The sequence below is a fragment of the Streptomyces sp. JLBT605 genome, assembly GCF_058215555.1.
On sequence record NZ_CM177087.1, the window covers coordinates 106,578 to 127,618 of the forward strand.

At 69.8% G+C, this 21,041-nt stretch carries 24 protein-coding genes and 1 pseudogene; 15 read left to right on the forward strand and 10 right to left on the reverse strand.

Translation table 11 applies throughout. The features are described from left to right. Nucleotides 1-35 precede the first annotated feature (35 nt). Nucleotides 36-1,022: a LysR family transcriptional regulator gene (locus AC4BDD_RS00585; RefSeq protein WP_490688950.1), complete on the forward strand. Its 987-nt coding sequence runs from the start codon at nt 36-38 to the stop codon at nt 1,020-1,022. A gap of 169 nt (nt 1,023-1,191) precedes the next feature. Continuing rightward, entirely contained in the window at nt 1,192-1,635 is a 444-nt protein-coding gene (locus tag AC4BDD_RS00590) for a lamin tail domain-containing protein (RefSeq protein WP_490688951.1), read from the forward strand. Between the two features lie 20 nt (nt 1,636-1,655). Here the strand turns inward: AC4BDD_RS00590 and AC4BDD_RS00595 are convergent, their stop codons facing one another. Beyond that, on the reverse strand, nt 1,656-2,066 hold the full coding sequence (locus AC4BDD_RS00595; protein ID WP_490688952.1) for a PPOX class F420-dependent oxidoreductase: 411 nt from the start codon (nt 2,064-2,066) through the stop codon (nt 1,656-1,658). A 368-nt stretch (nt 2,067-2,434) separates the two neighbouring features. Beyond that, a complete protein-coding gene (locus tag AC4BDD_RS00600; RefSeq protein WP_490688953.1) occupies nt 2,435-2,914 on the reverse strand; it encodes a VOC family protein in 480 nt (159 codons plus the stop codon). Nucleotides 2,915-3,179: 265 nt separating this feature from the next. On the opposite strand from AC4BDD_RS00600, the gene AC4BDD_RS00605 reads away from it, so the two are divergent. The 4 genes from AC4BDD_RS00605 to AC4BDD_RS00620 all read left to right on the forward strand — a co-directional run bounded on the left by AC4BDD_RS00605 (nt 3,180) and on the right by AC4BDD_RS00620 (nt 6,572). Then, a complete protein-coding gene (locus AC4BDD_RS00605) occupies nt 3,180-3,443 on the forward strand; it encodes a hypothetical protein (RefSeq protein WP_490688954.1) in 264 nt (87 codons plus the stop codon). Nucleotides 3,444-3,624: 181 nt separating this feature from the next. Further along, the gene (locus tag AC4BDD_RS00610; protein ID WP_490688955.1) at nt 3,625-4,545 is read left to right on the forward strand and encodes an NAD-dependent epimerase/dehydratase family protein; all 921 of its coding nucleotides are present in this window, start codon (nt 3,625-3,627) and stop codon (nt 4,543-4,545) included. 152 nt (nt 4,546-4,697) lie between these two features. After that, nucleotides 4,698-5,471, forward strand: a complete 774-nt coding sequence (locus AC4BDD_RS00615) for a class I SAM-dependent DNA methyltransferase (protein WP_490688956.1) — start codon at nt 4,698-4,700, stop codon at nt 5,469-5,471. Between the two features lie 90 nt (nt 5,472-5,561). Continuing rightward, nucleotides 5,562-6,572 (forward strand): questin oxidase family protein, encoded by a 1,011-nt coding sequence (locus AC4BDD_RS00620; protein ID WP_490688957.1) that lies wholly within the window; start codon nt 5,562-5,564, stop codon nt 6,570-6,572. A gap of 107 nt (nt 6,573-6,679) precedes the next feature. On the opposite strand, the gene AC4BDD_RS00625 is transcribed toward AC4BDD_RS00620, so the two are convergent. Then, nucleotides 6,680-7,549, reverse strand: coding sequence for a class I SAM-dependent methyltransferase (locus tag AC4BDD_RS00625; protein ID WP_490688958.1), 870 nt, complete (start codon nt 7,547-7,549; stop codon nt 6,680-6,682). A 271-nt stretch (nt 7,550-7,820) separates the two neighbouring features. Here AC4BDD_RS00625 and pdxR point away from each other — a divergent pair, with 271 nt between their 5' ends. The 4 genes from pdxR to AC4BDD_RS00645 all read left to right on the forward strand — a co-directional run bounded on the left by pdxR (nt 7,821) and on the right by AC4BDD_RS00645 (nt 11,441). Further along, nucleotides 7,821-9,389, forward strand: a complete 1,569-nt coding sequence (gene pdxR, locus AC4BDD_RS00630) for a MocR-like pyridoxine biosynthesis transcription factor PdxR (protein WP_490688959.1) — start codon at nt 7,821-7,823, stop codon at nt 9,387-9,389. Between the two features lie 68 nt (nt 9,390-9,457). Then, entirely contained in the window at nt 9,458-10,213 is a 756-nt protein-coding gene (locus AC4BDD_RS00635) for a metallophosphoesterase (RefSeq protein ID WP_490688960.1), read from the forward strand. Between the two features lie 184 nt (nt 10,214-10,397). Then, nucleotides 10,398-10,544 (forward strand): hypothetical protein, encoded by a 147-nt coding sequence (locus AC4BDD_RS00640; protein WP_490688961.1) that lies wholly within the window; start codon nt 10,398-10,400, stop codon nt 10,542-10,544. A 60-nt stretch (nt 10,545-10,604) separates the two neighbouring features. Next, nucleotides 10,605-11,441, forward strand: coding sequence for a 2OG-Fe dioxygenase family protein (locus AC4BDD_RS00645; RefSeq protein ID WP_490688962.1), 837 nt, complete (start codon nt 10,605-10,607; stop codon nt 11,439-11,441). A gap of 12 nt (nt 11,442-11,453) precedes the next feature. Here the strand turns inward: AC4BDD_RS00645 and AC4BDD_RS00650 are convergent, their stop codons facing one another. From AC4BDD_RS00650 to AC4BDD_RS00665, 4 genes are all read right to left on the reverse strand, one after another. After that, entirely contained in the window at nt 11,454-11,828 is a 375-nt protein-coding gene (locus AC4BDD_RS00650; protein ID WP_490688963.1) for a hypothetical protein, read from the reverse strand. Next, complete coding sequence (locus tag AC4BDD_RS00655) at nt 11,825-12,406, reverse strand: RNA polymerase sigma factor (protein ID WP_490688964.1); 582 nt, start codon at nt 12,404-12,406, stop codon at nt 11,825-11,827. Before AC4BDD_RS00655 ends, AC4BDD_RS00650 begins: the two co-directional genes overlap by 4 nt. Before the next feature lie 332 nt (nt 12,407-12,738). Then, nucleotides 12,739-13,830 carry a serine hydrolase domain-containing protein gene (locus AC4BDD_RS00660; protein ID WP_490688965.1) on the reverse strand — a complete coding sequence of 364 codons (1,092 nt, stop codon included), beginning with the start codon at nt 13,828-13,830 and terminating at the stop codon, nt 12,739-12,741. A 387-nt stretch (nt 13,831-14,217) separates the two neighbouring features. Next, nucleotides 14,218-15,105: an NAD(P)-dependent oxidoreductase gene (locus AC4BDD_RS00665; RefSeq protein ID WP_490688966.1), complete on the reverse strand. Its 888-nt coding sequence runs from the start codon at nt 15,103-15,105 to the stop codon at nt 14,218-14,220. Between the two features lie 50 nt (nt 15,106-15,155). Here AC4BDD_RS00665 and AC4BDD_RS00670 point away from each other — a divergent pair, with 50 nt between their 5' ends. Continuing rightward, the gene (locus AC4BDD_RS00670) at nt 15,156-15,506 is read left to right on the forward strand and encodes a winged helix-turn-helix transcriptional regulator (RefSeq protein WP_490688967.1); all 351 of its coding nucleotides are present in this window, start codon (nt 15,156-15,158) and stop codon (nt 15,504-15,506) included. Between the two features lie 769 nt (nt 15,507-16,275). Here AC4BDD_RS00670 and AC4BDD_RS00675 read toward each other — a convergent pair. Beyond that, a complete protein-coding gene (locus AC4BDD_RS00675) occupies nt 16,276-16,512 on the reverse strand; it encodes a hypothetical protein (RefSeq protein ID WP_490688968.1) in 237 nt (78 codons plus the stop codon). Between the two features lie 7 nt (nt 16,513-16,519). Between AC4BDD_RS00675 and AC4BDD_RS00680 the strand changes: the two genes are divergently transcribed. The 3 genes and pseudogenes from AC4BDD_RS00680 to AC4BDD_RS00690 all read left to right on the forward strand — a co-directional run. Then, complete coding sequence (locus AC4BDD_RS00680; RefSeq protein ID WP_490688969.1) at nt 16,520-16,873, forward strand: CAP domain-containing protein; 354 nt, start codon at nt 16,520-16,522, stop codon at nt 16,871-16,873. A 262-nt stretch (nt 16,874-17,135) separates the two neighbouring features. Then, nucleotides 17,136-18,137 carry a lytic polysaccharide monooxygenase gene (locus tag AC4BDD_RS00685; RefSeq protein WP_490688970.1) on the forward strand — a complete coding sequence of 334 codons (1,002 nt, stop codon included), beginning with the start codon at nt 17,136-17,138 and terminating at the stop codon, nt 18,135-18,137. A 48-nt stretch (nt 18,138-18,185) separates the two neighbouring features. Beyond that, nucleotides 18,186-18,282: pseudogene (locus tag AC4BDD_RS00690) on the forward strand (IS5/IS1182 family transposase); the annotation flags it as partial. 48 nt (nt 18,283-18,330) lie between these two features. On the opposite strand, the gene AC4BDD_RS00695 reads toward AC4BDD_RS00690, so the two are convergent. Next, on the reverse strand, nt 18,331-18,870 hold the full coding sequence (locus AC4BDD_RS00695; RefSeq protein WP_490688971.1) for an NAD(P)H-dependent oxidoreductase: 540 nt from the start codon (nt 18,868-18,870) through the stop codon (nt 18,331-18,333). Between the two features lie 262 nt (nt 18,871-19,132). On the opposite strand from AC4BDD_RS00695, the gene AC4BDD_RS00700 reads away from it, so the two are divergent. Continuing rightward, nucleotides 19,133-20,011 carry a universal stress protein gene (locus tag AC4BDD_RS00700; protein ID WP_490691996.1) on the forward strand — a complete coding sequence of 293 codons (879 nt, stop codon included), beginning with the start codon at nt 19,133-19,135 and terminating at the stop codon, nt 20,009-20,011. Here the strand turns inward: AC4BDD_RS00700 and AC4BDD_RS00705 are convergent. Next, nucleotides 20,008-21,000 (reverse strand): 2-hydroxyacid dehydrogenase, encoded by a 993-nt coding sequence (locus AC4BDD_RS00705; protein ID WP_490688972.1) that lies wholly within the window; start codon nt 20,998-21,000, stop codon nt 20,008-20,010. The two genes, AC4BDD_RS00700 and AC4BDD_RS00705, sit on opposite strands and share 4 nt — an antisense overlap. Nucleotides 21,001-21,041: the final 41 nt, after the last annotated feature.

Below are 21,041 nucleotides of genomic sequence, written 5' to 3' on the forward strand. Positions count from 1 at the left end.
ACAGAAATCACCGATCGTGATCAATCGGAGGACACATGGAAGTGCGGCAGCTGCAGTACTTCGTGGCCGTCGCCGAGGAGGGCGGCTTCGGCCGTGCCGCCGGACGGCTCAGCATCGTCCAATCGGCGGTGAGCCAGCAGATCCGCCGCCTGGAACGCGAACTCGGGGTGTCCCTGTTTGAACGCTCCACCCGCCGTGTGCAACTGTCCGGTGCCGGCGAGCGGCTGTTGCCTGAGGCGCGCGCCGTCCTCGCGGCCGTCGACCGCACCCGGCAGGTGGCCGCCGACATCGTGTCCGGGGACGGCGGCCTTCTGCGGCTCGGCACCGTACAGGGTCCCGGAGACCGGATCTACCGCCTGTTGGACGAGCTGGCGGCCTCAGCCCCTCAGCTCCACGTCCGACTGCGCCGCCTGCCCCTCCCCGAGCGGCTGGCCGCGGTACGTTCCGGCGAGCTGGATGCCGCCCTTGTACGGGCCCTTCATGCCACGCCGGACCTGGAACTCCTGCCTGTGTGGAGTGATCCGCTGTACGTGGCCCTGCCCGACGACCATGAACTGGCAACCGAGCCGGCCCTGCACCTGGAACAGCTGGCGAACCTACCGCTGCGGCTCGCGCCGCGGGAGAACAATCCACCATTCCACGATCTGATCACCGATGCTCTTCGTGCGGCCGGGGGCGAACCACTCCTGGGACCGCCGTTCACCGGCTTCCAGGAGACGCTCACCGCGATCGGGACGAGTCCACCTTCCTGGACAGTCTTCTACGAAGTGGCGGGCCTGCCGCCGGTCCCACGGGTGGCCCTGCGTCCGCTGGCCGGCCCTGTCCTCACCACATCGCTGGCCGTACCGCCGGGACCGCCCGCTCCTCCACTGCGTCATCTGCTCCACGCCCTCGCTCACATCGACACCGGCCGCCCCAGACACGCCGCAGGTTCACTCGGGCCTCGCTCCGGCGCCGCCAGCGCCACCACCACGGCCAGCACATGGGGACTCAAGCCGAGCCGCTCTGAGGCCACTCCGTAGTACCGCGTGGCCGTTTTCGGGGAGCCTCATCACAGCACCGCGCGGTGCTCGTCATCCCCGAGCGCCCACGCGATGTGTGCCGTCGGCGGGGGCCGGAACGTCAGGTACAGGCCGCCGCGGAAGTAGTACCGCCGCCCGCGCTGCCGCCATCGCCGCTACCGCCGGCCTGGTGCTCATACCCGCGCAGGCCGAGGCCGCCGGCTCCATCCACCTGTACAAGATCTACTACGACAGCCCCGGCAGCGACACCGGCAGCAACACCTCGCTGAACGCCGAGTACGTGCAGACCAAGAACAGCAAGAGCTACGCGGTCCAGCTCAAGGGCCACACCCTGCGCGACAACACCGGCTACACCTACACCTTCCCCTCCTACCGCATCGGCGCCGGCAAGACGGTGAAGGTCCACACCGGAAAGGGCACCACCAGCGCCGGACACCTGTACTGGGACCGCTCCTGGTACGTGTGGAACAACACCAGCGACAAAGCCACCCTCCGCAACAGCAACCGTCTGACGCGAAGATCGCGCAACGCCAATATGACCGGTCCCCACCTGGCTAGGACTTGTCCGGGCGATCACGCTCAGTCATCGACCGCTTACCGTCCGCGGGACTGAGCCGACGCATCGGCCCCACGTCACCCGACGCTGCGGGCGTCGGTCCCCCGCGCCTCCAGGTTCCAGGTGATGACCCTCCGGGGGCGGACGCGGATGATGTCACGGCTGAAGTAGTCGGGAGCCACGGGCGGCACGTCGACGGTCAGCACCTCGGCCCGCCCCCTGATCTCGACCCCGCGCCCCCACCCGCCCGCGACCGGGTCATCGGCCGGAGCCAGGTCATCGACCAGCACGGAGACATCGGGGCGGGCCTGCGCGTTGCGGTACTTCTGGCTGCGGGCCATGTCGGGCCCGCCGATGTCGATGGTGCCGTCGTCGTTCAGTCGGAAGCCCACCGGGCGGACCTGCGGACGGCCATCAGGGCCGATGGTGGCCAGTCGGGCCAGTGGCTGGGCGGCGAGGTACTCGCGCTCCCTCTCAGTGAAGATCATGCAGCCGACCCTAGAAGCTCAAGTGCGGTTGAAGTCAAGGCCGACCGTGGACGTGCAGCAGCCGCCCACGGCCCTGGACGTCCAGGACCCGGCCAGGGTGGCCAGCGCCTCGGCGAGGTCGAGGCAGAGAGCGGCGCTCAGGCGAGTTGAGGGGGGAGCTGCTCGCGTACAGCGCGCACGACGGGTGCGACAGTATCGATTCGCGGCGAAACCCCGGTCGGCGAGTAGGACTGGTTCGGGCCCGAGTGTGGTGCCCCGTGCGCATGGCGGCCTCGTCTTCCAGAGGCGGCCCATCGACGGCGTCGGGCCCTATCCTTCGCCGGCCGCCAGGCTTTGCCGGTCATTCGTGGACTGTCGCCGCTGCGTGGTCAGGCGGTCGCCAGGCGGCGCTGGAGCTCCTGTGCCGAGACGTCTTCCATGTGGGTGAGGAAGATCCACAGGTGGCCTGAGGGGTCTTTGAGGACGAGCGTGCGGTCGCCGTGGAACATGTCGGTCGGTGGCTGCAGGATCTCGGCACCGGCGGCCTGTGCGCGCTCGGCCAGGGCGTCGACGTCTGGGACGTAGACGTGCAAGGCGACGCTCGTGCCGCCGAGTGCGGCGGGTGCGGTGAAGGGGGCTGCTTCCGGGGCGTCCGTGCCCGGGTCGCCCAGCATCAGGACCGAGTGGCCGATGCTGATCTCCGCGTGCAGGATGCCGCCGCCCGGGGCGTCGATCCGGAAGTCCTCGCGGGCGCCGAAAGCCCGCTGGTAGAAGTCGATCGCCGCGGCGGCGTCGTCGACCATGATGTGCGGGATCACGGCGTAGCGGTAGCGGTCGGGGGTGACGGTGTCGGCGGTGCGTCCGGTCATGGCCGGCCTCCTTGAGGGTTGCCGTCGGCTGGTTCCGGCGGCGATGGAGAGACCGTAAGAGCTCAAGTTTGGTTGAAGTCAAGGACGGTATTGGCCGGGGCCGGGCGCGGGCTGACGTACGGGTAGGCGCCGCCCTCAAGACGAAGCCGGGCGGTCACCTGTGTTCGTAGGCGCTGGTCGGCGCGCCATCCGCCACCGTGAGACGGAAATGTCCTGGGTACGGCTACTCAGGCGCAGGCAGTCGCTGGGGGCGAGGATGACCGTCATGAAGTTGAAGAACACCGTCGCGGTGCTCGCGCTGCTCCCCCTCAACGCGGTGATCGTCGGCTATGTCATCGCGGACATCGGGTTGGGCCAGTGGGCGGCCTCCTACGACAACGAGACGTACGAGCCACGAGTATCGGATCTGGCGTGGACGTTGATCGTCGTCGGGGTGATCGGGGCGTTGCTTGTGTGGAGGCGCCTGTACGGTGCGGCCGTCTTCCAGGCAGTCTGGCTCCTGATGCTTACTGCGCTGGTCATGGGCTAGCTCGCGCGCTGAAGCCTGGATCGCCCGACCTGGTGGGGCGCAAGAACGTCGGCTCCGGCGAGAGGGCCGGCCAGCGTCCCTCGCCCTCTCCCATCTGTGTCTTCGCTCCCATGTCACAGGCGGCCGGGCTGTCTCGTCTCAGGTCTCGAAAGACAGGTTCGGGATAGGGAAGGTGATGGTCATGCGGGTGTTCGTGGCAGGTGGGAGCGGGGTCCTGGGGCGGCGGCTGGTGCTGCAGCTGGTGGCTCGGGGCCACCAGGTGACGGCCACGACGACGACTCCGGCCAAGTTGGATCTGCTGACGCAGCTGGGTGCCGAAGCGGTCGTGATGGACGGGCTGGACGCGGTGTCGGTCGGTGAGGCGGTGGCCGGGGCCCGGCCGGAGGTGATCGTGCATCAGATGACGGGCCTGTCCGAGGCGCACGCCGGCAAGCCCAATCCGAGGAAGGCGGCCCGCTTCTTCGCCACCACCAACCGGCTCCGCACCGAGGGGATCGACCATCTGCTGGCCGCTGCCGAGGCGACCGGCGTTCTTCACGTCGTCGCGCAGAGCCACGCCAGCTTCAATGGCATCCGCGAGGGTGGATGGGTGAAGACCGAGGACGACCCGCTGGAGGTGGTGGAGGGGACGAAGGCGGTCAGCCACCTTGAGGACGCGGTCGTCCGGGCCGGCGGCGCGGTCCTGCGCTACGGCGGATTCTACGGGCCGGGCGCCAACGACGATCAGGTCGCGATGGTGCGCAAGCGGATGTTCCCGCTCGTCGGGGGCGGCACCGGCTACACCTCGTGGGTGCATGTCGACGACGCGGCGAGCGCCACCGTCCTGGCCGTGGAGCAGAAGGCCACAGGTGTGTTCAACATCGTCGATGACGACCCGGCACCGGTCAGCCAGTGGCTCCCCTACCTCGCGGAATGCGCCGGGGCCAAACCGCCGCGGCGGCTCCCCGCGTGGCTGGCCCGGCTGCTGGCCGGCGAGATGGTGGTCGGCATGATGACCCAGGGGCGTGGCTTCTCCAACGCCAAGGCCAGGCGGGAGCTGGGTTGGGAGCCGCAGTTCCCGTCGTGGCGTCAAGGGTTCCGCGAAGAGCTGGAGCCGGCGTGACCGGCCGCGATCGTCGAGGCAGGGCTCGCTGTCGTCCGGCCAGCTGAGCGAGCGGCCTGTTGGGGGCCAGGCGCGGTGGCCGGGGAGCCGCGCCTGTACTCGCCCGATGCCCGGCAGGATCTCGTCGCGTACGTGCGGACTAGGCTGCGGCGATGAAACGCGTAGCCGATATGCCCGAGACTCTCGCCCAGCCCGCAGATGCGGCCCGGGCCAATGACTACGACGGTTTCGCCGAGGCGTACGCGGCGGAGAACGAGAACAATCTCGTGAACGCGTACTACGAGCGGCCCGCGATGCTAGCCCTCGCCGGAGACGTGGCCGGCCGCCGGATCCTGGACGCCGGCTGCGGCTCGGGCCCTCTGGCCGCCGCACTACGCGACCGCGGTGCCGACGTCACCGGCATCGACGCCAGCGCCGGGATGCTGGCGTTGGCCAGGCGGCGGCTCGGTGCCGACGCGGCCCTGCACATGGCCGACCTGAGCGACCCCCTGCCGTTCGCCGACGGTGCGTTCGACGACGTGGTCGCGTCGCTGGTGCTGCACTACCTGGAGGACTGGGGGCCGACACTGGCCGGGATACGGCGAGTGCTCAGGCCCGGCGGCCGGCTGATCGCCTCGGTGGACCACCCTTTCGTGGCCTACACGATCCAGGATCCGCGGCCCGACTACTCCGCGACCACCAGCTATACCTTCGAGTGGACGTTCAACGGGCGGGCCTTCCCGATGAGGTTCTGGCGCAAGCCGTTGCACGCGATGACCGATGCCTTCACCACCGCCGGCTTCCGCCTTGCCACCATCAGCGAGCCGCAGCCCGATCCGGCCGCCCGCGAGCTGTTCCCCGACGACTTCCATGCCCTTTCGACCAAACCCTGCTTCCTGTTCTTCGTCCTCGAGGTACCGCCGTCGGCTGCGGTCCTGGACGAGTAACCAGTCGGCGGAGATCCTGTCAGGCCCTAGGTCCGGCCCTAGGCCTTCAGCCCGTTACGCAGCCGTGGCGCCTCGCCTACGGTCCTCGTCATGGATACGACGGGCATTCTCGACGAGGCGCTCCAGCGATTGCACGGTTCGGGGCCGGAGCGGCTTGGGCGGCTCACCAATCACGCGCCGATGGCCGTCGAGGCCCTCTCCGCGCACGGCCAGGCCGGCTCGGTGCACCGGTGGCTGGACCTGTACACACGCAAGCTTGAGGATTTCCCGGCCGCTGTCGAGCCGGTCACGGACGCCAACTGGCGCTTGGCGCTCGGCGATTCACGTCGCGTCGCGGACTGGATCGGCTATTTCGGCCGCGAGATCGCCGAGCGCCGCTGGCGCGATGTGCTCGCCGAGTGGTGGCCCCGGCTCCTGCCTGGCATGTACGGCGGATCGACGCACCCGGTGATCCGGGTGGGTCACGCCGTGCGCACTCTGCTGGCCGGTGATGGCACCGAACCGCGTCTGACCGAGCTCGCCCACGGCCTCGGTTACTGGGCTGCCCGCTACCACCCCCTCGCGGGCCTTGCCTCGCTGCCCGGCGCCGACAGCGCGGCCGCGACCCTGGACGCGGTGACGCCCATTGCCGTACGGGACGGCGGCTTCCCCACCCGGCTTGACCGCGTCACGGGCCTGCCGGTGTGGGCGGCCGCGGTCACGGACCCGCAGGAGGCCCGGCGCTGCCTCACCGAACTGGTGCGGGCGGCCACGCACCGGTACGCCACCCACGGCCACGGCGAGGAGACCATGCTGGTGCACGCGGCCACGGCCCCCAACGCCGTACTGCGCGCCCTGCCCGCGCTCCCGCACGACCTGTGGGTACCAAGCCTGCGGGCCGCCTGGACGGCATCCGCCGCGGTGACCGCGATGTACGCGCCCCACGCCCCGGTCGCCTACACCCCACCGGGCACCTTCACCGCCGAAGAGGTCATCGAGCGGGCTCTGGCGCACGGCGACGAACACGTCATCAAGCTGACCGACACGGCCCTCGACGTCGGCGATGAACAAGCACTGGCAGCGGCGCTGCGCTCCATCGACCTGAGTGAGCCGCTGGTCTAGGGAGCGTCCGGTGGGAACGTCGGAGCCCCATGCCAAGCGCGTCTTCTGTTCATGTGACGGCCGAGGGGGCCCTCCCGCCGGTGCCGCGGTGTCGCGTCGTCTGCCGCCTACACCTCGGCAAGGAGGATTTGTTCGGCCCTGGGCGGGCGCAGGCCGTCGTGACGACCGGAGAAGTACCGAGCGGCCAGGTCGTCGGGGGATATGTGCGTGGCCTTCGTGAACCCCGCTTCCAGGGCCGCTTGCCGCATCTCGTCAGGCGAGTACAGGTTGACGAACGGGGTGCCCGAGGCGGCGGCGCCGCGCATCGAGAATTCCTGGAGCTGCCGCTGGTCCGGTTCGAGCATGTCGAGCGGCAGCAGGAAGGTCGTGGCGAACACGGAGCCGGGTGCGAGCGTGGCGGCCTGGCGCAGCGTCGCGGTGTTGGCTTCGTGCGTGAGGTACATGCTGACTCCGGTCGACGCGACGACCGTCGGCTTCCGCGGGTCGAACCCGGCGGCGGTCAGCCGCTCCCGCCACGAGTCGCCGGCCTCGAAGTCGACGGGCACCAGGGTCAGCCAGGACGGGAGGTCGTAGCCGAGCTCGGCGAGGCGCTGCCGCTTCCACGCCTGCGTACCCGGCTGGTCGACCTCGAAGACGCTGAGGCGGGAGCCGAGTTCGGGGCGCCGCTGGGCGAAGGTGTCCAGGCCCGCACCGAGGATGACGTACTGCGCCAGGCCGGCGTCGGCGCGTTCGGCGACGAGGTCCTCGACGAAGCGGGCGCGGGCGACCATGGCCGCGCGGACGCCGCTGACGCCCGGCATGGTCATGTCGCCGCGGTCACGCCAGTCCGGCCCCGGGTCGGCGAGCTTGAGCCCGATCTCGTCGTCGAGCACGTGGGGCGGGGCGTCAGCCTGGACGTGAAGGGCACGCCACAGGGCGACGCGCACCGCGGTGTGGTCGGGTTCATTCTGGCCGGAGAGGCGCTGTCCGTCGGTCATGGTGGTTCCTTCCATGGTGTCGCCGCAGTCGGCAAGCAAGGCTTCGAGAGTGACGTCCGCCCGCCGGGAACGCCGATCGGCGTCCGACGGACGCCCCGGTTCGTCGGCGTATCCGGCTGGGTGGCCGAATCAGGGGAGCGCACACTGAGGCGTTGTCCGCAGCACCGCTGACGGCCAGATGACAGCTGTCCGCTTCACGCTCACGCCCCCTCGCGACCGGCTTCGCTCTCGAATCTAGAAGGTTGCCGGACCAAGAATAAGATCCACTTCCATGTCGAATTCTTGGTCCAGTTCCCGGCTCGACCTGCACATCTCCATCAACGCCGTAAGCGGGCGGCGCTCCGCTTTGGAGGCCGCGCTCCGGGAAGCGATCCACCAGGGACGCCTGCCCGCCGGATCGCTCCTGCCGTCCACCCGAGGGCTGGCCCAGGAACTCGGACTCTCGCGAGGCACCGTCACCGCCGCCTACGATCAACTGGTCGAGGAGGGCTACCTGACCACGCGCCCCGGGTCGGGCACCAAAGTGGCCGAGGGGCCGCAGCGCGCCCAGGCCCCCGAGCGCCCCGCACCCGAGCCGACGACTCCCCGCCACGACCTTCGCCCCGGGCTCCCTGACGTCACCGCCTTCCCCACCCGAGCCTGGCTCGCCTCCACCCGCCGCGTTCTCACCCGGGCGCGTCCCGAGGTCTTCGGCGCCGGAGACCCGCAGGGCCGGATCGAGCTGCGCAGGGCCCTCGCCGACTATCTGGGCCGCACTCGCGGCGTGATCACAACGCCCGACCGGATCATGGTCACCTCCGGCCACTACCAAGGTCTGGGCCTGCTCAGCGGCGTACTGGCCGCGAGCGGCATACGCACTGCGGCTGTGGAGGACCCGGGGCACAACCTCTTTCGGGAAGTCATCCAGCGTGCCGGACTCACCGCCCTGGCCCTGCCCGTCGACTCTCACGGCGCCCGCACTGAGGAACTCGCTCGGCACACGGGAGCAGTGCTCCTCACTCCCTCGCACCAGTACCCGACCGGCGTTCCCCTGCATCCGAGCCGCCGCCAGGCACTGTGCGCTTGGGCGCGCTCCACAGGCGGCCTGATCGTCGAGGACGACTACGACGGCGAGTACCGCTACGACCGCCAACCCGTCGGAGCCCTCCAGGGCGTCGCTCCCGACCACGTCATCTACTGCGGCACCGCGTCCAAGACCCTCGCCCCCGCCCTTCGCCTGGCCTGGATGGTCCTACCGCCCCACCTGGTGCGACCCATGGTGCAGGCCAAGCAGCAAGCCGACCTGTACACCGAGACCCTGGGCCAACTCGTCCTCGCCGACCTGATCACCACTCACGCCTACGACCGCCACATCCGCGCCGCCCGCCTGCGCTACCGCCGCCGGCGTGAACTCCTCCTCAGCCGGATAGCCGCCCACCCCGGTCTCACCGCCCATGGAGTCCCCGCCGGCCTGCACACCCTTGTCACCCTTCCTTCCGGCGGCCTCACCGAAGACCAGCTCCTGGCCAGATGTACCCACCACGGCCTCGCCTTGCGCGGTCTCACCGAACTCCATCACGACCCTGCTGACAGCCCGCTGGGGCTGTTGATCGGCTTCGCCGCCCCGACCGAAACCGCCTACCCGGTTGCCCTCGACGCCTTGTTCACAGTCCTGGCCTCCGACGGTCGGGGCCGTACTCCAGCGGTGCCCGCGCGAAGGCCGGCACCCAGCCCGGGCGCCGCCCGCGGTGGTGGTGTCGGCCTGGAGGCCGAAGCCCGGACTGGACCAAATCTTCAGCGCGAAACTGGATCTTACGTGTGGTCCAGTCGCTCAATAGGCTCGCCGAAGCCATGGAGGTGAGTCGGGCCAGATCGCCCGCCACCGCCCCCACCGCACCGGGCCAGCCTTCGGAAGGACCAGGCGTAACCGTGATCGTGACAGCCCACCTCAGCGACGTCCACATCGACGGACAGCAGCGCAGCATCGACCGCACAAGGGCGGTCATCGACTACCTGAACGCCCTTCCCTACGACCTCGACGCCGTCGTGGTGACCGGTGACATCGCCGACCACGGACTGCCGGCCGAGTACGAGCTGGCCCGCCAACTGCTGGCCACCCGGCACCCGTTGCTGGTGTGTCCGGGAAACCACGACGAGCGCAGTGCCTTCCGCCGGTTCCTGCTCGGGGAACCCGCCTCGACAGCGCCCGTCAACCGGGTCCATCGCACGGCGGGGTTCACCATCGCCCTGTGTGACTCCTCGGTACCGGGGAAGGACGACGGGTTCATCGAGGACGAAACCCTGCTCTGGCTGGAGGACGTGCTCACCCGGACGCCGGGCGACATGCCCGTTCTCGTCGGCTTCCATCACCCGCCGACTCTGCTGCACAGCCCCTACATCGACGGCCTGCGGCAGTTCGGCCAGGAGCGGCTCGCCGCCCTGGTGGAGCGTCATCCCAACATCGTCGCCCTCATCTGCGGCCACGCCCACACCGCGGCGGCAACCACGTTCGCCGGGAAGCCTCTGGTCGTCGCTCCCGGTGTCGTTTCCACCCTCCGCCTTCCCTGGGAGCACCACGCCCACCCAGCGGACCATGTCCACCTCGACCAACCTCCGGCGCTCGTCTTCCACGTCCTGGACGAGGCGGGACGGTTGACGAGCCACTACCGCAACGCCGTCGCCTGACGGCCGGCCGGCCCGCGTCGCGGGCCTTCGTGAGGTAGTGGCGGCGCGTGTCTCGTCTCGTCGAAATCGCGTCTCGACGCGCCGGGCGAACGGGGGCGGCGCCGGTGACACTCACGGGGCAACCACGCGGAGGTGCCGACGCCATACCGCCAGCCGGTCCGGGCGGGAGGGCGCATGCCGGCCGGTGCGCCGCGATCACGGCGAAGAGGTCGCGGTCGGCGACGAGGCCGAGCCGGTGGTCGTGGAGGTGGGCGTGTGGGTCTCCAACACCGAGAGCTTCACCCATTCGGCGCACCGATCACGACAACGCTACGGAAGCGACGTCTTCTGAAAGGAGGGGCATGGGGTTCCTCGTCCAGGAGCCCTGGGCTAGGTGAGAGGTTCGAAGGCGATGGACCGTACCGGCATCGTGGAGGACACGGCGGAGGCCGTCGTCGGGCGTGGCGATCTGCAGGCGCGGGGCTTTGAGCGGTATCGCCGGCCGGATGTGATCCCCGACCCGGTGGGCGGGCGGTGGCAGACGGATCTGGAGCGGCTTACCGTGGCTTTCGAGGATCTGCCGGCTGATCCGTACGCCCCACAGGACAACCGTTTCCGTCGGTTCGGACACGCCGTGGGCCTGCCTTGGAGCGGGGTGCTGTCCTGGATTCCGGACGCGCCTGACCCGGAGCACGGGTCGGTAGCCGAATTCCGCCAGACCCGCCACCCGCTCTATGACCGCGGGCGGCGCTTCCCCGGCCTGCCGGAGGGAGTACGCGCGAACCCGCTCTTGCAGCACCTGATGCGATGGGCTGCGGGCCGTACCCAATGGCGAGAGGAGTATCGAGCCAACCCGCTCTATTACACCGTCCACCTTGTCAAGTTCGCCGTGGAGGCGAGAGGAGACGTGGCGGTGGCGTCGCCCAACTGCCTGCACCAGGACGGTGACAGCAGCTTCGTCTTCGCGTACCTGGTAAGCCGCACCAACATCGCGGGCGGTGAGACCTGCATCGCCCGGCCGCAGTGCGCCGGGCGGCAGCCCAAGGAGCTGCCGCCCGGCGCACTCCATGCCTCCTTCACTCTCGACGAGCCGCTGGACGCCTACGCCGTTCACGACCCTGTGGTGAGCCATTACGTCGCCCCGATGCGGCGCGGCCCGGCGAGCGGGCCCGGGGAGCGCCGCATCGTCCTCATCGGTGTCATGCCCTACACCCTCCAGCTGCCGCCAGCCGATACCCCCGCCGTGTGAGCCGAGACCAGCTCAGCGGATCCGACCGTCCGTTGGCGTGCCGCGGTGATCAGGCTCGTCTGCGGCCTTTGCCGCCGGGTGCGCCTTGGTGAGGGTGCAGACGCCGTCCACACACTGGCGCTCCAGGCGGCCGCGGGAAATGGTCTGCGCCAGGCCGACCATCCAGCAGGTGGGGCAGCCGCGGAAGGCGATCAGGGCCAACGGGGCCGCCAGCAGGGTGACCGGGCCGGCGACGGGCACCAGGCCGATCGAGCCGATGATCAGCCCGAAGCCGATGGCGCCGCGCGCCAGGTGGTGCGGGACGGACTTGCTGGCGAAGGCCATCTCGGGAGCTGCGGACTCCGGGGTGGCCAGGGCCCTTGCCCCCCGCACGGTGTTCGCGGTCATGAGTCTCCTCCGACTGGTCGGTCGATGACTTGATCGGTCACTGTCAGTGAGTGACGCAGCGCTGCACGTGCTCTGTGTAGCCGCGATTTCATCGCGGCGTTGCTCAGGCCGAGCGAATGGGCCACGGTCTTGCCGGGCAGGCCCTGTATGTCCCGCATGATCAGGACCTGCCGCTGGTCAGGGGGAAGGGCACAGACCGCGGCCGCGATCCGCTCCACCTCCAGTCTGTGCAGCACCGCGTCCTCGGCGGACGGTTCCGCGGGCGCCTCCGGTTCGGCCGACGCATCGTCGCTCCGCGAGACGAGCAGCCGTACCTGCCGGAGGCATTCGTTGCGCACGATCCGGAACATCCATGAGGCAAGCGCCCCAGTGGCCCGCAAGGTGCCGATCTTCCGATAGAGGATGATCAGCGCCTCCTGCGCCGCATCCTCCGCGTCCTGCGGTGAGGCGCACAGCGATATGGCGAACTTGCGCACATGAGGCTGCGATTTCATGACGACGGTGGTGAGCGAAGTGACGTCGCCGTCCTGAGCGGCCTTGATCAGCCGCTCGTCCGGCCAGGGGAAGCGTTGGTTCATGCGCTACTCGTACTCGCAAGGCGCTCCGTGCGCAGACCTGGTCAGCTTCGCCCCTTGTAGCGCCGCATCAGGTGCCAGCTGCACGCACCCACGAGCAGAGCTCCGACCACGACGAGGCCCGTGACCATCATTGGTGTTTCCTCCCGGTTCTGCCGGCCCCTTCGGCCGGTACACAGATAAGAGACAGAGAGGTCCGGAAAGGATTCACCTCCCAGCGCTGCTGCAAGATCTCGTTCAGGGACGGCTGTGCCCGGAAGGCGAAGCCGACTGCGAACAGCGGGGTCAGCTTGCGCTTCTCGATCTCTTCGACCGGCTGAGTCCACGGACACCCCCTAGGGGCACAGGGCCGCGTCCACAACTCCGACCATGCGCTCCTTGGTCGCCTGGCTCGGCTGTGTGGTCACGGCGACGTTGGCGGCCCGGCCGTCCTCGGTGGCGCCACCTCGGGTCTCGTATCCCGTCATGCTGCCGCCGTGGCCCCAGTACACGCCGCCGCACGACAGGGGCGTGCTCACGAGTCCCAGCCCGTAACGGGCACCGGCAGGGAAGGGATGACCGGCGGGGACGGTGGTGCGCATCCGGTCAAGCTGAGCCTTCGGCAGAAGCCTGCCCGCCAGCAGCGCGGTGAAGAACCGGTTCAGGTCGGAGTTGGTGGACACCATCTGGCCCGCGGCCCAGGCCCAGGAAGGGTCCCATCCCGTAGCGTCTACCAGAGGCGCGCCTGCCGATTCCTGGTAGTAGCCCCTGGGATGGCGCTCCCGGATCGTCACCTCGCCGGGGGCGGGGAAGTAGGTGTGGCGCAATCCGATGCGTTTGATGACGCGCCGGTCGATCTCCTCGGCGAGGGGGCGGCCGGTGACCTTCTCAACGATCAGGCCGGTCACCAGGTAGTTCGTGTTGCTGTAGGCCCATTTCGTGCCGGGGGCGAAGTCGGCCTTGTGCTGGAGAGCGAGGTCGAGGAGTTCGCGGGGGTGGTAGTAGCGGATGTCGTTGCCGAGGTAGTTGCTGTAGTTGGGAAGTCCGCTGGTGTGCTGGAGTAGTTGGCGGACGGTGATGCGACGCCCGTCGATGCCGTCCCCGCGTACGAGGCCGGGCAGATAGGTGTCGACCGGGGCGTCAAGGCCGATCTTCCCTTCACCGGCCAGTTGCAGCACGACCACCGCGGTGAACGTCTTGGTGTTGCTGCCGACGCGTACCTGACCATCCCTGGGCACTTTCGCGCCGGTGGCCAGGTCGCCGACGCCCGCGGTGTAGACACGAGTGCGGCCCTCACGGTCTTCGACGCTCGCCAGCGCGGCGGGCACGCCGTCAGTGTGCACCAGCGCCTTCAGGCCCTGCCGGACGGCGTCCGGCTTGGCGCCGGCAGACGCCGCGGGCGGAGCCATGGCGCTCATCGTCATGGCACCGAGGGCCACTGCGGCCATGGCCGGCACGGTTCTGTGCCGACGCCGCCGCCCGGACGAGCGAAAGGTCTGCCATGCCTGTTCACGCACGAGCCAACTCCTACGGAATCATGGGGTGCCCACTGGCTTATGGGCCCAGCATCGCCGGAGGTGACCGCGCGGCACGATCGTGCTACCCGCCCATCTCGGGGTAGGGCTGCCCCCCGGCCATCGGGTTGGTGGGAACGAGGCGGGGGGCGTCCTGGGCGCGGGCCTCCGGGGGCTGCCTGCTGACGGCCTGGTAGGAGACCAGCCTTCCGCAGGCAGTTCCGGCGCGGGCGTGGCGCTCACCTGCCAGCCGCTCCCTGCGGTTGACTGAGGCAGCTGGTAATCGGCTGCCTCAGTCGACCCGGGTAGCGAGGGGCTTCCTCAGCGGCGGCCCAGGAGCTCGGCGATCCGTACGAACCCGTCGGCACCGTGACCCCGTCCGATGGCTCGGCGGGCCATGCCCTCAGCCGCGCGCATCACGCCCGCGTCAATGCCATGCGCCTCCGAGGTGTGGACGATGTGCGCCATGGACGATACGGCCGAGGTGATCGGGTTGCCCTCACCGGAGTAGGTACCACTGTCGGCCTCCCCCGCGGCCTCTTCGAAGATCGGCGGGAGGATGTCGCCGATGCCCTTGGCGAACGGTGCCAGCTCCCGCGCGGTGATGCCTTCGGCTCGCGCCAACGCGAGGGCGTGCACATAGCCCGCCATCGCGGTCCAGAAGATGTCGAGCAGCGCGATGTCGTATGCGGCCGCCCGGCCGATCTCCTCGCCGAGGTGGGTATGGGTTCCGCCCAGCGCCTCCAGGACGGGCTGGTGCTCCCGGTAGAGATCCTCCGGGCCGCTGTGGATGAACACCGCGGCCGGCGTTCCGATGGTCGTGGTCGGCGTCATGATCGCACCGTCCAGGTAGCGAACACCGTGCTCAGCCGCCCACGCTGCGGCATCGCGGGCCCGGTCCGGCGTGTCGGCGGTCAGATTGACCACCGTGCGACCCTTGAGCGCGCCGGTGACCGCCTCTCGCCGCAGAATCGTGTCCACCGCGTCGTAGTTCACCACGCAGACCACGATCACTCTGCTTGCGGCAACCGCTTCTTCGGCCGACCGGACGCTGACCGCGCCCTGCGCGACCAGTTCCCGGTCCCGGCCCGGCGTCCGGTTCCAGACCGTGGTTCGCAGGCCGGCATCCAGGAACGCGCCCGCCAGGGATCGGCCCATCGGCCCCAGGCCGAGGACGGTGACGGCAGACTGTTCGATGTGTGAGGACATCGCTCAACTCCAGTGGAAATATCGGTAATCTGTAATGAAATGGGGCGACAATGACACGCAGCCGTGCCCAGGACCCGAACGTCTGTGGGGTAACTGCCGCGATCGCCGTGATCGACGGAAAATGGAAGACGGCTCTGCTCTGGCTGCTGGAGTCCGGTCCTTGCCGTCCAAGCCAGCTGCGTCGACGGCTGCCGGGCCTCAGCGAGAAGGTGCTGACTCAGGCGCTCCGCGAGATGGAGACTGACGGACTGGTGCACCGGGAGGTGCACGACGTACTTCCGCTGAAGACCATGTACTCCTTGACCGCGTTCGGCCGAGAACTCTCCGAGGCGCTGGCTCCCCTCTCTGATTGGGGCCACCGCCGCCTGGAGAAGCTCGCCGAGACCCAGTCGGCCAACTGACCCATCACATCGCCGCCTACGTCCCATCAGGATCCCGCGGCCCTGCGGCCGCCCTCACCAGAGTCGCTCAGCCACCGCCTGCCGCCAAGTACCCACAAAAAGGTGGCTATTACGGGTTCCGACGCACCCCAGGCCCACCCAACTCAGCGATGACCTGATGTGACAACCGTGGGCAACTCAGGCGGTGGCTCAGAAAGAGCGATGTCCCCGCCCGCGCGCCGCCGACCCGGAGCCGGCACTTCCAGCGTGAGCCCCTCGGACCCGCCCGAGGCCCGTTCCGGCGCCCTCGTCGGCCGGCGTGAGGCGATGCCGACTCCGCCGTCGGGCGGCTGTCGTCCCGTCCGCTGAACTGATGTCGGAGGAACTGTTATCCGAAAGTGCCGTCCGTGGTCTCCCAGTCATCGGACACATTCGACGGCTGTCACGGACAGGGAATTCTTCTGATGAGCACAGAGCGACACAGGACGGCACCGAACGCGGCGGCGGGCCCTGCCCGCGACGGCGGTACTGAGGCCCAGGACGGCATCGGTCTCCGGGGCGTGGGGGAAGACGGCCGGACCGGCCGTGCGGCGCGGCGCCGCTCCGAGAGCGGACGGGCCCTTTCCCGTGGCGCGGTCCGCCGCCGGCGGCGGCTCCGGCGGCAGGTGATCGGCGGCGGGCTCGTGGCGGCCTGTGTGGCCGGCGGCGGGCTGTGGTGTTTCGCGTCCGCCGACCCCGGATCCCGGGCTGAGGCGGACACCGTGGCGCAGGCCTCGGCCGCCCCGGCGGCTCACCGCCCGACGCCCGGCACCGAATCCGGCGCCTCGGCCACGGCCTCGCCATCGGCCTCCGCCTCTCCTTCACGGCCCGCCGCGAAGAAGAAGCCGAAGCCCTCCGCAAGCCCGCGGGCCACCAAGCGCACGCCCGCGCCGAAGAAGAAGCCGCGTCCGACCCAGCGGCCGACCCAGCGGCCGACCAGCAAGCCTTCGGTGCCGCCGGGCCCGTCGGACACCGCGTCGCGGGTCATCGCGCTGGTGAACAAGGAGCGGGCGGCGGCCGGCTGCGGCCCGGTGACGGCCGACAAGCAGCTGGCGGCCGCCGCGCGGGGCCACTCCGGCGACATGGCCGCCCGCAACTTCTTCGACCACACCAACCCCGACGGCGCGGGCCCCGGCGAGCGCATCACGGCCGCGGGCTACCGCTGGTCGACGTACGGGGAGAACATAGCCAGGGGCCAGCAGACCCCAGAGTCGGTGATGGACGCCTGGATGCACAGCCCGGGGCACCGCGCCAACATCCTCAACTGCTCCTTCAAGAACCTCGGTGTGGGAGTGCACCAGGGCTCCGGCGGGCCATGGTGGACGCAGAACTTCGGCGCCCGAATGTGAGTGCGAGACCATGGCGAGCATGGCAGCTCGGCGCGTTGATCAGGGATCGGTCGTTTGGCGCGCGAGACGGCATTCCCACGGCACTGCCGTCACCCCTCCTCGACAAGGATCCCCACCACGACCGACACCGCACCGAGTCAGCCAATGAGAAATTGTCATATCCGGATAACGTTCGGCCGGGGGGCCTGTTCGGCGGTGAAACGGGCGGGCTCGGTGGTTAACGTGCTGATCGCCTTCCCATAGCGATCGAAGGAGACCCCCCATGCATGTATCCCGCAAAGCCGCCGTCCGTGTCGCCGTCTTGGGTGCGGTGCCGCTCGCACTGGGAGCGTTGACTGCCCGGCCGGCTGTTGCGCACGGCTCCATGACGGACCCGGTCAGCCGGGTGTCCGCCTGCTTCGCGGAGGGGCCGGAGAATCCGGATTCGGCAGCCTGCAAGGCCATGGTGGCGGCGGGTGGGACCCAGCCGCTGTACGACTGGAACGAGGTGAACATCGCCAACGCCGCGGGGCGGCACCGTCAGATCATCCCGGACGGCAGGCTGTGCAGCGCGGGGCGCGACAAGTACAAGGGGCTGGATCTGGCGCGTGCGGACTGGCCGGCCACGAAGCTGGCGTCCGGCGCGCACGCGTTCCGGTATCGGGCGACCGCCCCGCACCGCGGCACCTTCGAGCTGTACATCACCAAGGACGGCTACAACCCGAGGAGGCCGCTGAAGTGGTCGGACCTGGAGAGCAAGCCGTTCGTCAAGGTGACCAACCCGACTCTGCGAGACGGCAGTTACCTCTTCTCCGGCACGGTGCCGAAGAAGTCGGGCCGCCATCTGATCTACAGCATCTGGCAGCGCTCGGACAGCCCCGAGGCGTTCTACACCTGCTCCGACGTGATATTCGGCGGCGGCTCCCGTAAGGCCCCGGCTCCGGCGTCGACCGCTTCCGCGCCCAGCGACCGGCAGATCGAGGCGGGGGCGGCCAAGTCCACGGTCGACCACCACGGCCACGGCGGTGACGACGACAGCGGCGACGCGGGGCACCACGCCATGGCGGGCACGGGCGCGGACGTGAAGAGCGCCGAGGTGGAGAACGTGGAGGTGAGGGCCGCCAACGGGGCAGGTTCCCCTGACGTGCGGGGGAAACGCCTCGCCGAGACCGGTGGGGACAGCAGCTCCGCACTCCTTGCGACCGGCGGCGCCGCGGTGCTCGCCGCCGGGTCCGCCCTGCTGTTCGCCACCGCCCGCCGCCGGGCCGCACGGCACCGCGGGTAGAGCCTCTCTCTGTGATGACGGGTTGGTCGGGTGGTCGGGTGGTCGGGTGTGACCATCCGGTCAGTGATCACTGATGCGCCGTGGGACCGGATCGCGCCGCTGATGCCGGGCGATCCGGTCCGCGGCCCAGCGGTGGGCCGAACACGACGCGGGTCGAGGGGGCGGCCCGGTGCGGACGATGCACGGCTCGGCGTCAGGTCATCAGCGTGGCGGCTTGCTGACGTGCCTGACGCAGCCAGGATGCTCGGGTTTCGTCGGCCGAGTCGGTGACGGTACGCAGGACGACCCGGCGGACGTCGGTGACACCCACGTACGGCAGGACGCACGCCGCCCAGATGCTTTGCAACGGGTCGCCGAACTCGCTCTCCTCGCGGTCGGCAGGAGTGTCGGAAGTGTTCAGGACGAGCGCGCGTCCTGCCTTCAGCAGCCCTGCGGGCTCCCCTTCCGCGGTGCCCAGTTTGTACGCGACACCGGGAGCGAGCACGCGCTGAACCCAGCCGGTGAGGACAGCGGGCGGCATGCCCCACCAGTTCGGGTGGACGAACACCATGGCATCGAGGGTGGCTACCTCCGACCGGTGCAGCTCCACCTGCGCGTCCCGGGCGGGGGCTGCCGACTGGACCGTCCCTGTCTCGTCGGCCGTCAGCAAGGGGTCGAATTCCTCGGCGTAGAGGTCATGTGCGAGAACGTGACACCCTCGGTCGCGCAGCTCTTCCACAATGGCGGCGAACACCGCGTGGTTGAAGCTGCCCGGATGCGGGTGTGCGAGGTAGACACCTATACGCATAGTTCCCCCATTGCGAGCTGGTCCAGGCAGCCTATGCCCGGCTTCGGCATCAGCCGACGTTGGGGGCGGATTTCCCCACGGTGCCTCGATGACCGCCGGCCGGGCGGCCCCGATGCAGGTCCCGACGTGCGCTCGCGGCCACGGTCGGAAGAGGCGACGGTGGTAGGAGAGGCACTACAAGGCGGTGAGGACGATGCGGACCGTGGGGATGACGGAGCTGCCCTTGGTGGTGGGTGTGGACGGTTCGCAGTCCAGCTTCACGGCGGTGGACTGGGCCGCCGATGAGGCGATGCGTCGCAACGCGCCGGTGCGGTTGGTGTACGCCTCGAGGTGGGAGCGGTACGAGGGGGTCAAGCCCGCGTTCGGGATCGAGAAGTCCACGGCGGAACTGCTCGGCGACCGCGTCACCGCGGCGGCGGCCGACCGGGTCCGGCGGCGCGCCCCTGACCTCGCGGTGTCCGCCGATGCCCTCGTGGAGGATCCCGTTCGCGCGCTGGTGAGAGTGGGGCGCGAGGCGTTCGCGCTGGTGCTCGGCGCTCGCGGGGCAGGCCCGGTGGCCGAAATGCTGCTCGGTTCGGTGAGCTTGGCGGTCGCCGGCCGGGCCGACTGCCCGGTGGTCGTGGTACGGGGCGAGGAACGGAACCGGTCCGGCGGGTTCGGGCGGATCGTCGTCGGCCTCGGCCACCCTCGCGCCGACTCCGACGTCGTACGCTTCGCCTTCCAGGAGGCCGCGGTGCGCGGCGCCGAACTCCACGCCGTGCGGGCCTGGCGCGTCCCTGCCATCGACATCATCGATGAGCCGCTACGCCATGCGGACACCTCTGGAGAACGCCGGCGGCAGGCGGAGCGGGAGCTGGCAGAGGCGCTGCGGGAGCCGGAGGACGAGCTCCCGGAGGTCGTGGTGCGCCGCGAGACCGTCGAAGGCCACCCCCATTCGGCGCTGCTGGAGGCGGCACGAACGGCTGACCTGCTCGTCGTCGGCGCCCATCGGCAGGCCGTGCACCACGGGCTCCAGCTCGGACGGGTCGCGCACGCGTTGCTGCACTACGCGCCCTGTCCGGTCGCGATCGTGCCGCACCGTGCCTAGGAGCCCAGGAGGACGTTCTCGCTGGTCCGTCCCGCCAGATAGTCCTCGACGTTGCGCACCGTGGCGGCGATGATCTGGCCGACGGCGTCACGGGTGAAATACGCCTGGTGGGAGGTGACCAGCACATTCCGGAAGGTCATCAGCCGCGCCAGGATGTCGTCGATCATCACCTCCATGGAGTGGTCGATGTAGAAGACCCCGGCCTCCTCCTCGTAGACGTCGAGCCCCACTCCGTCGAGCCGGTCCCGCTTCAGGGCGGCCACCAGCTCGGAGGCGTCGATCAGCCCGCCTCGGCCGGTGTTGATCAGGATCGCGCCACTCTTCATCAGGGCCAGCGCCTCCGCATCCACCAGGTGATGCGTCTCGGGCACCAGGGGCACGTGGAGGCTGATCAGGTCGGCTTCGGCGAACAGCCGCTCCTTGTCCACGTAGCTCATGCCCAAGGACAGGCAATCCGGGTTCTCGGCCACGTCCCAGCCGAGCAGCCGCATCCCGAAACCGTGCGCGATCCGGGCGAATGCGGTGCCGATCCTGCCGGTGCCCAGCACCCCGACGGTCCGCCCGTGGAAGTCCCAGCCCATCAGCCCGTTGAGCCGGAAGTCGAACTCCCGGGTCCGCCCCACGGCCCGGACCGTCCTGCGGTTCACCGCCAGCGCCAGCGCCCAGGCGAACTCCGCCACCGCATACGGGGAGTAAGAGGCGACCCGCGCCACGGTCAGCCCCAGCTCGCCGGCCCGGACGAGGTCGATGTTGTTGTGACCGGTCGCGCGCTGCGTGATCAGCCGGGTGCCGCCGTCGGCCAGCGCGCCGAGCACCTCCGCGTCCAGGACGTCGTTCACACTGCTGCTGACAGCCTCGTACCCAGCCGCCGCCGTGGCCGTGTCCCGGTTGAGGAACACGTCCAGACACCGCACACCGTGCCGTCCGCGGAATGCCTCCTCCAGCAGCGGGCCCTCGTCCGCGGTGACCCCGAACGCGATGATCTCCATCCGCCCTGCCTTCATCGGACCACATAACTGAACAAAAGCAA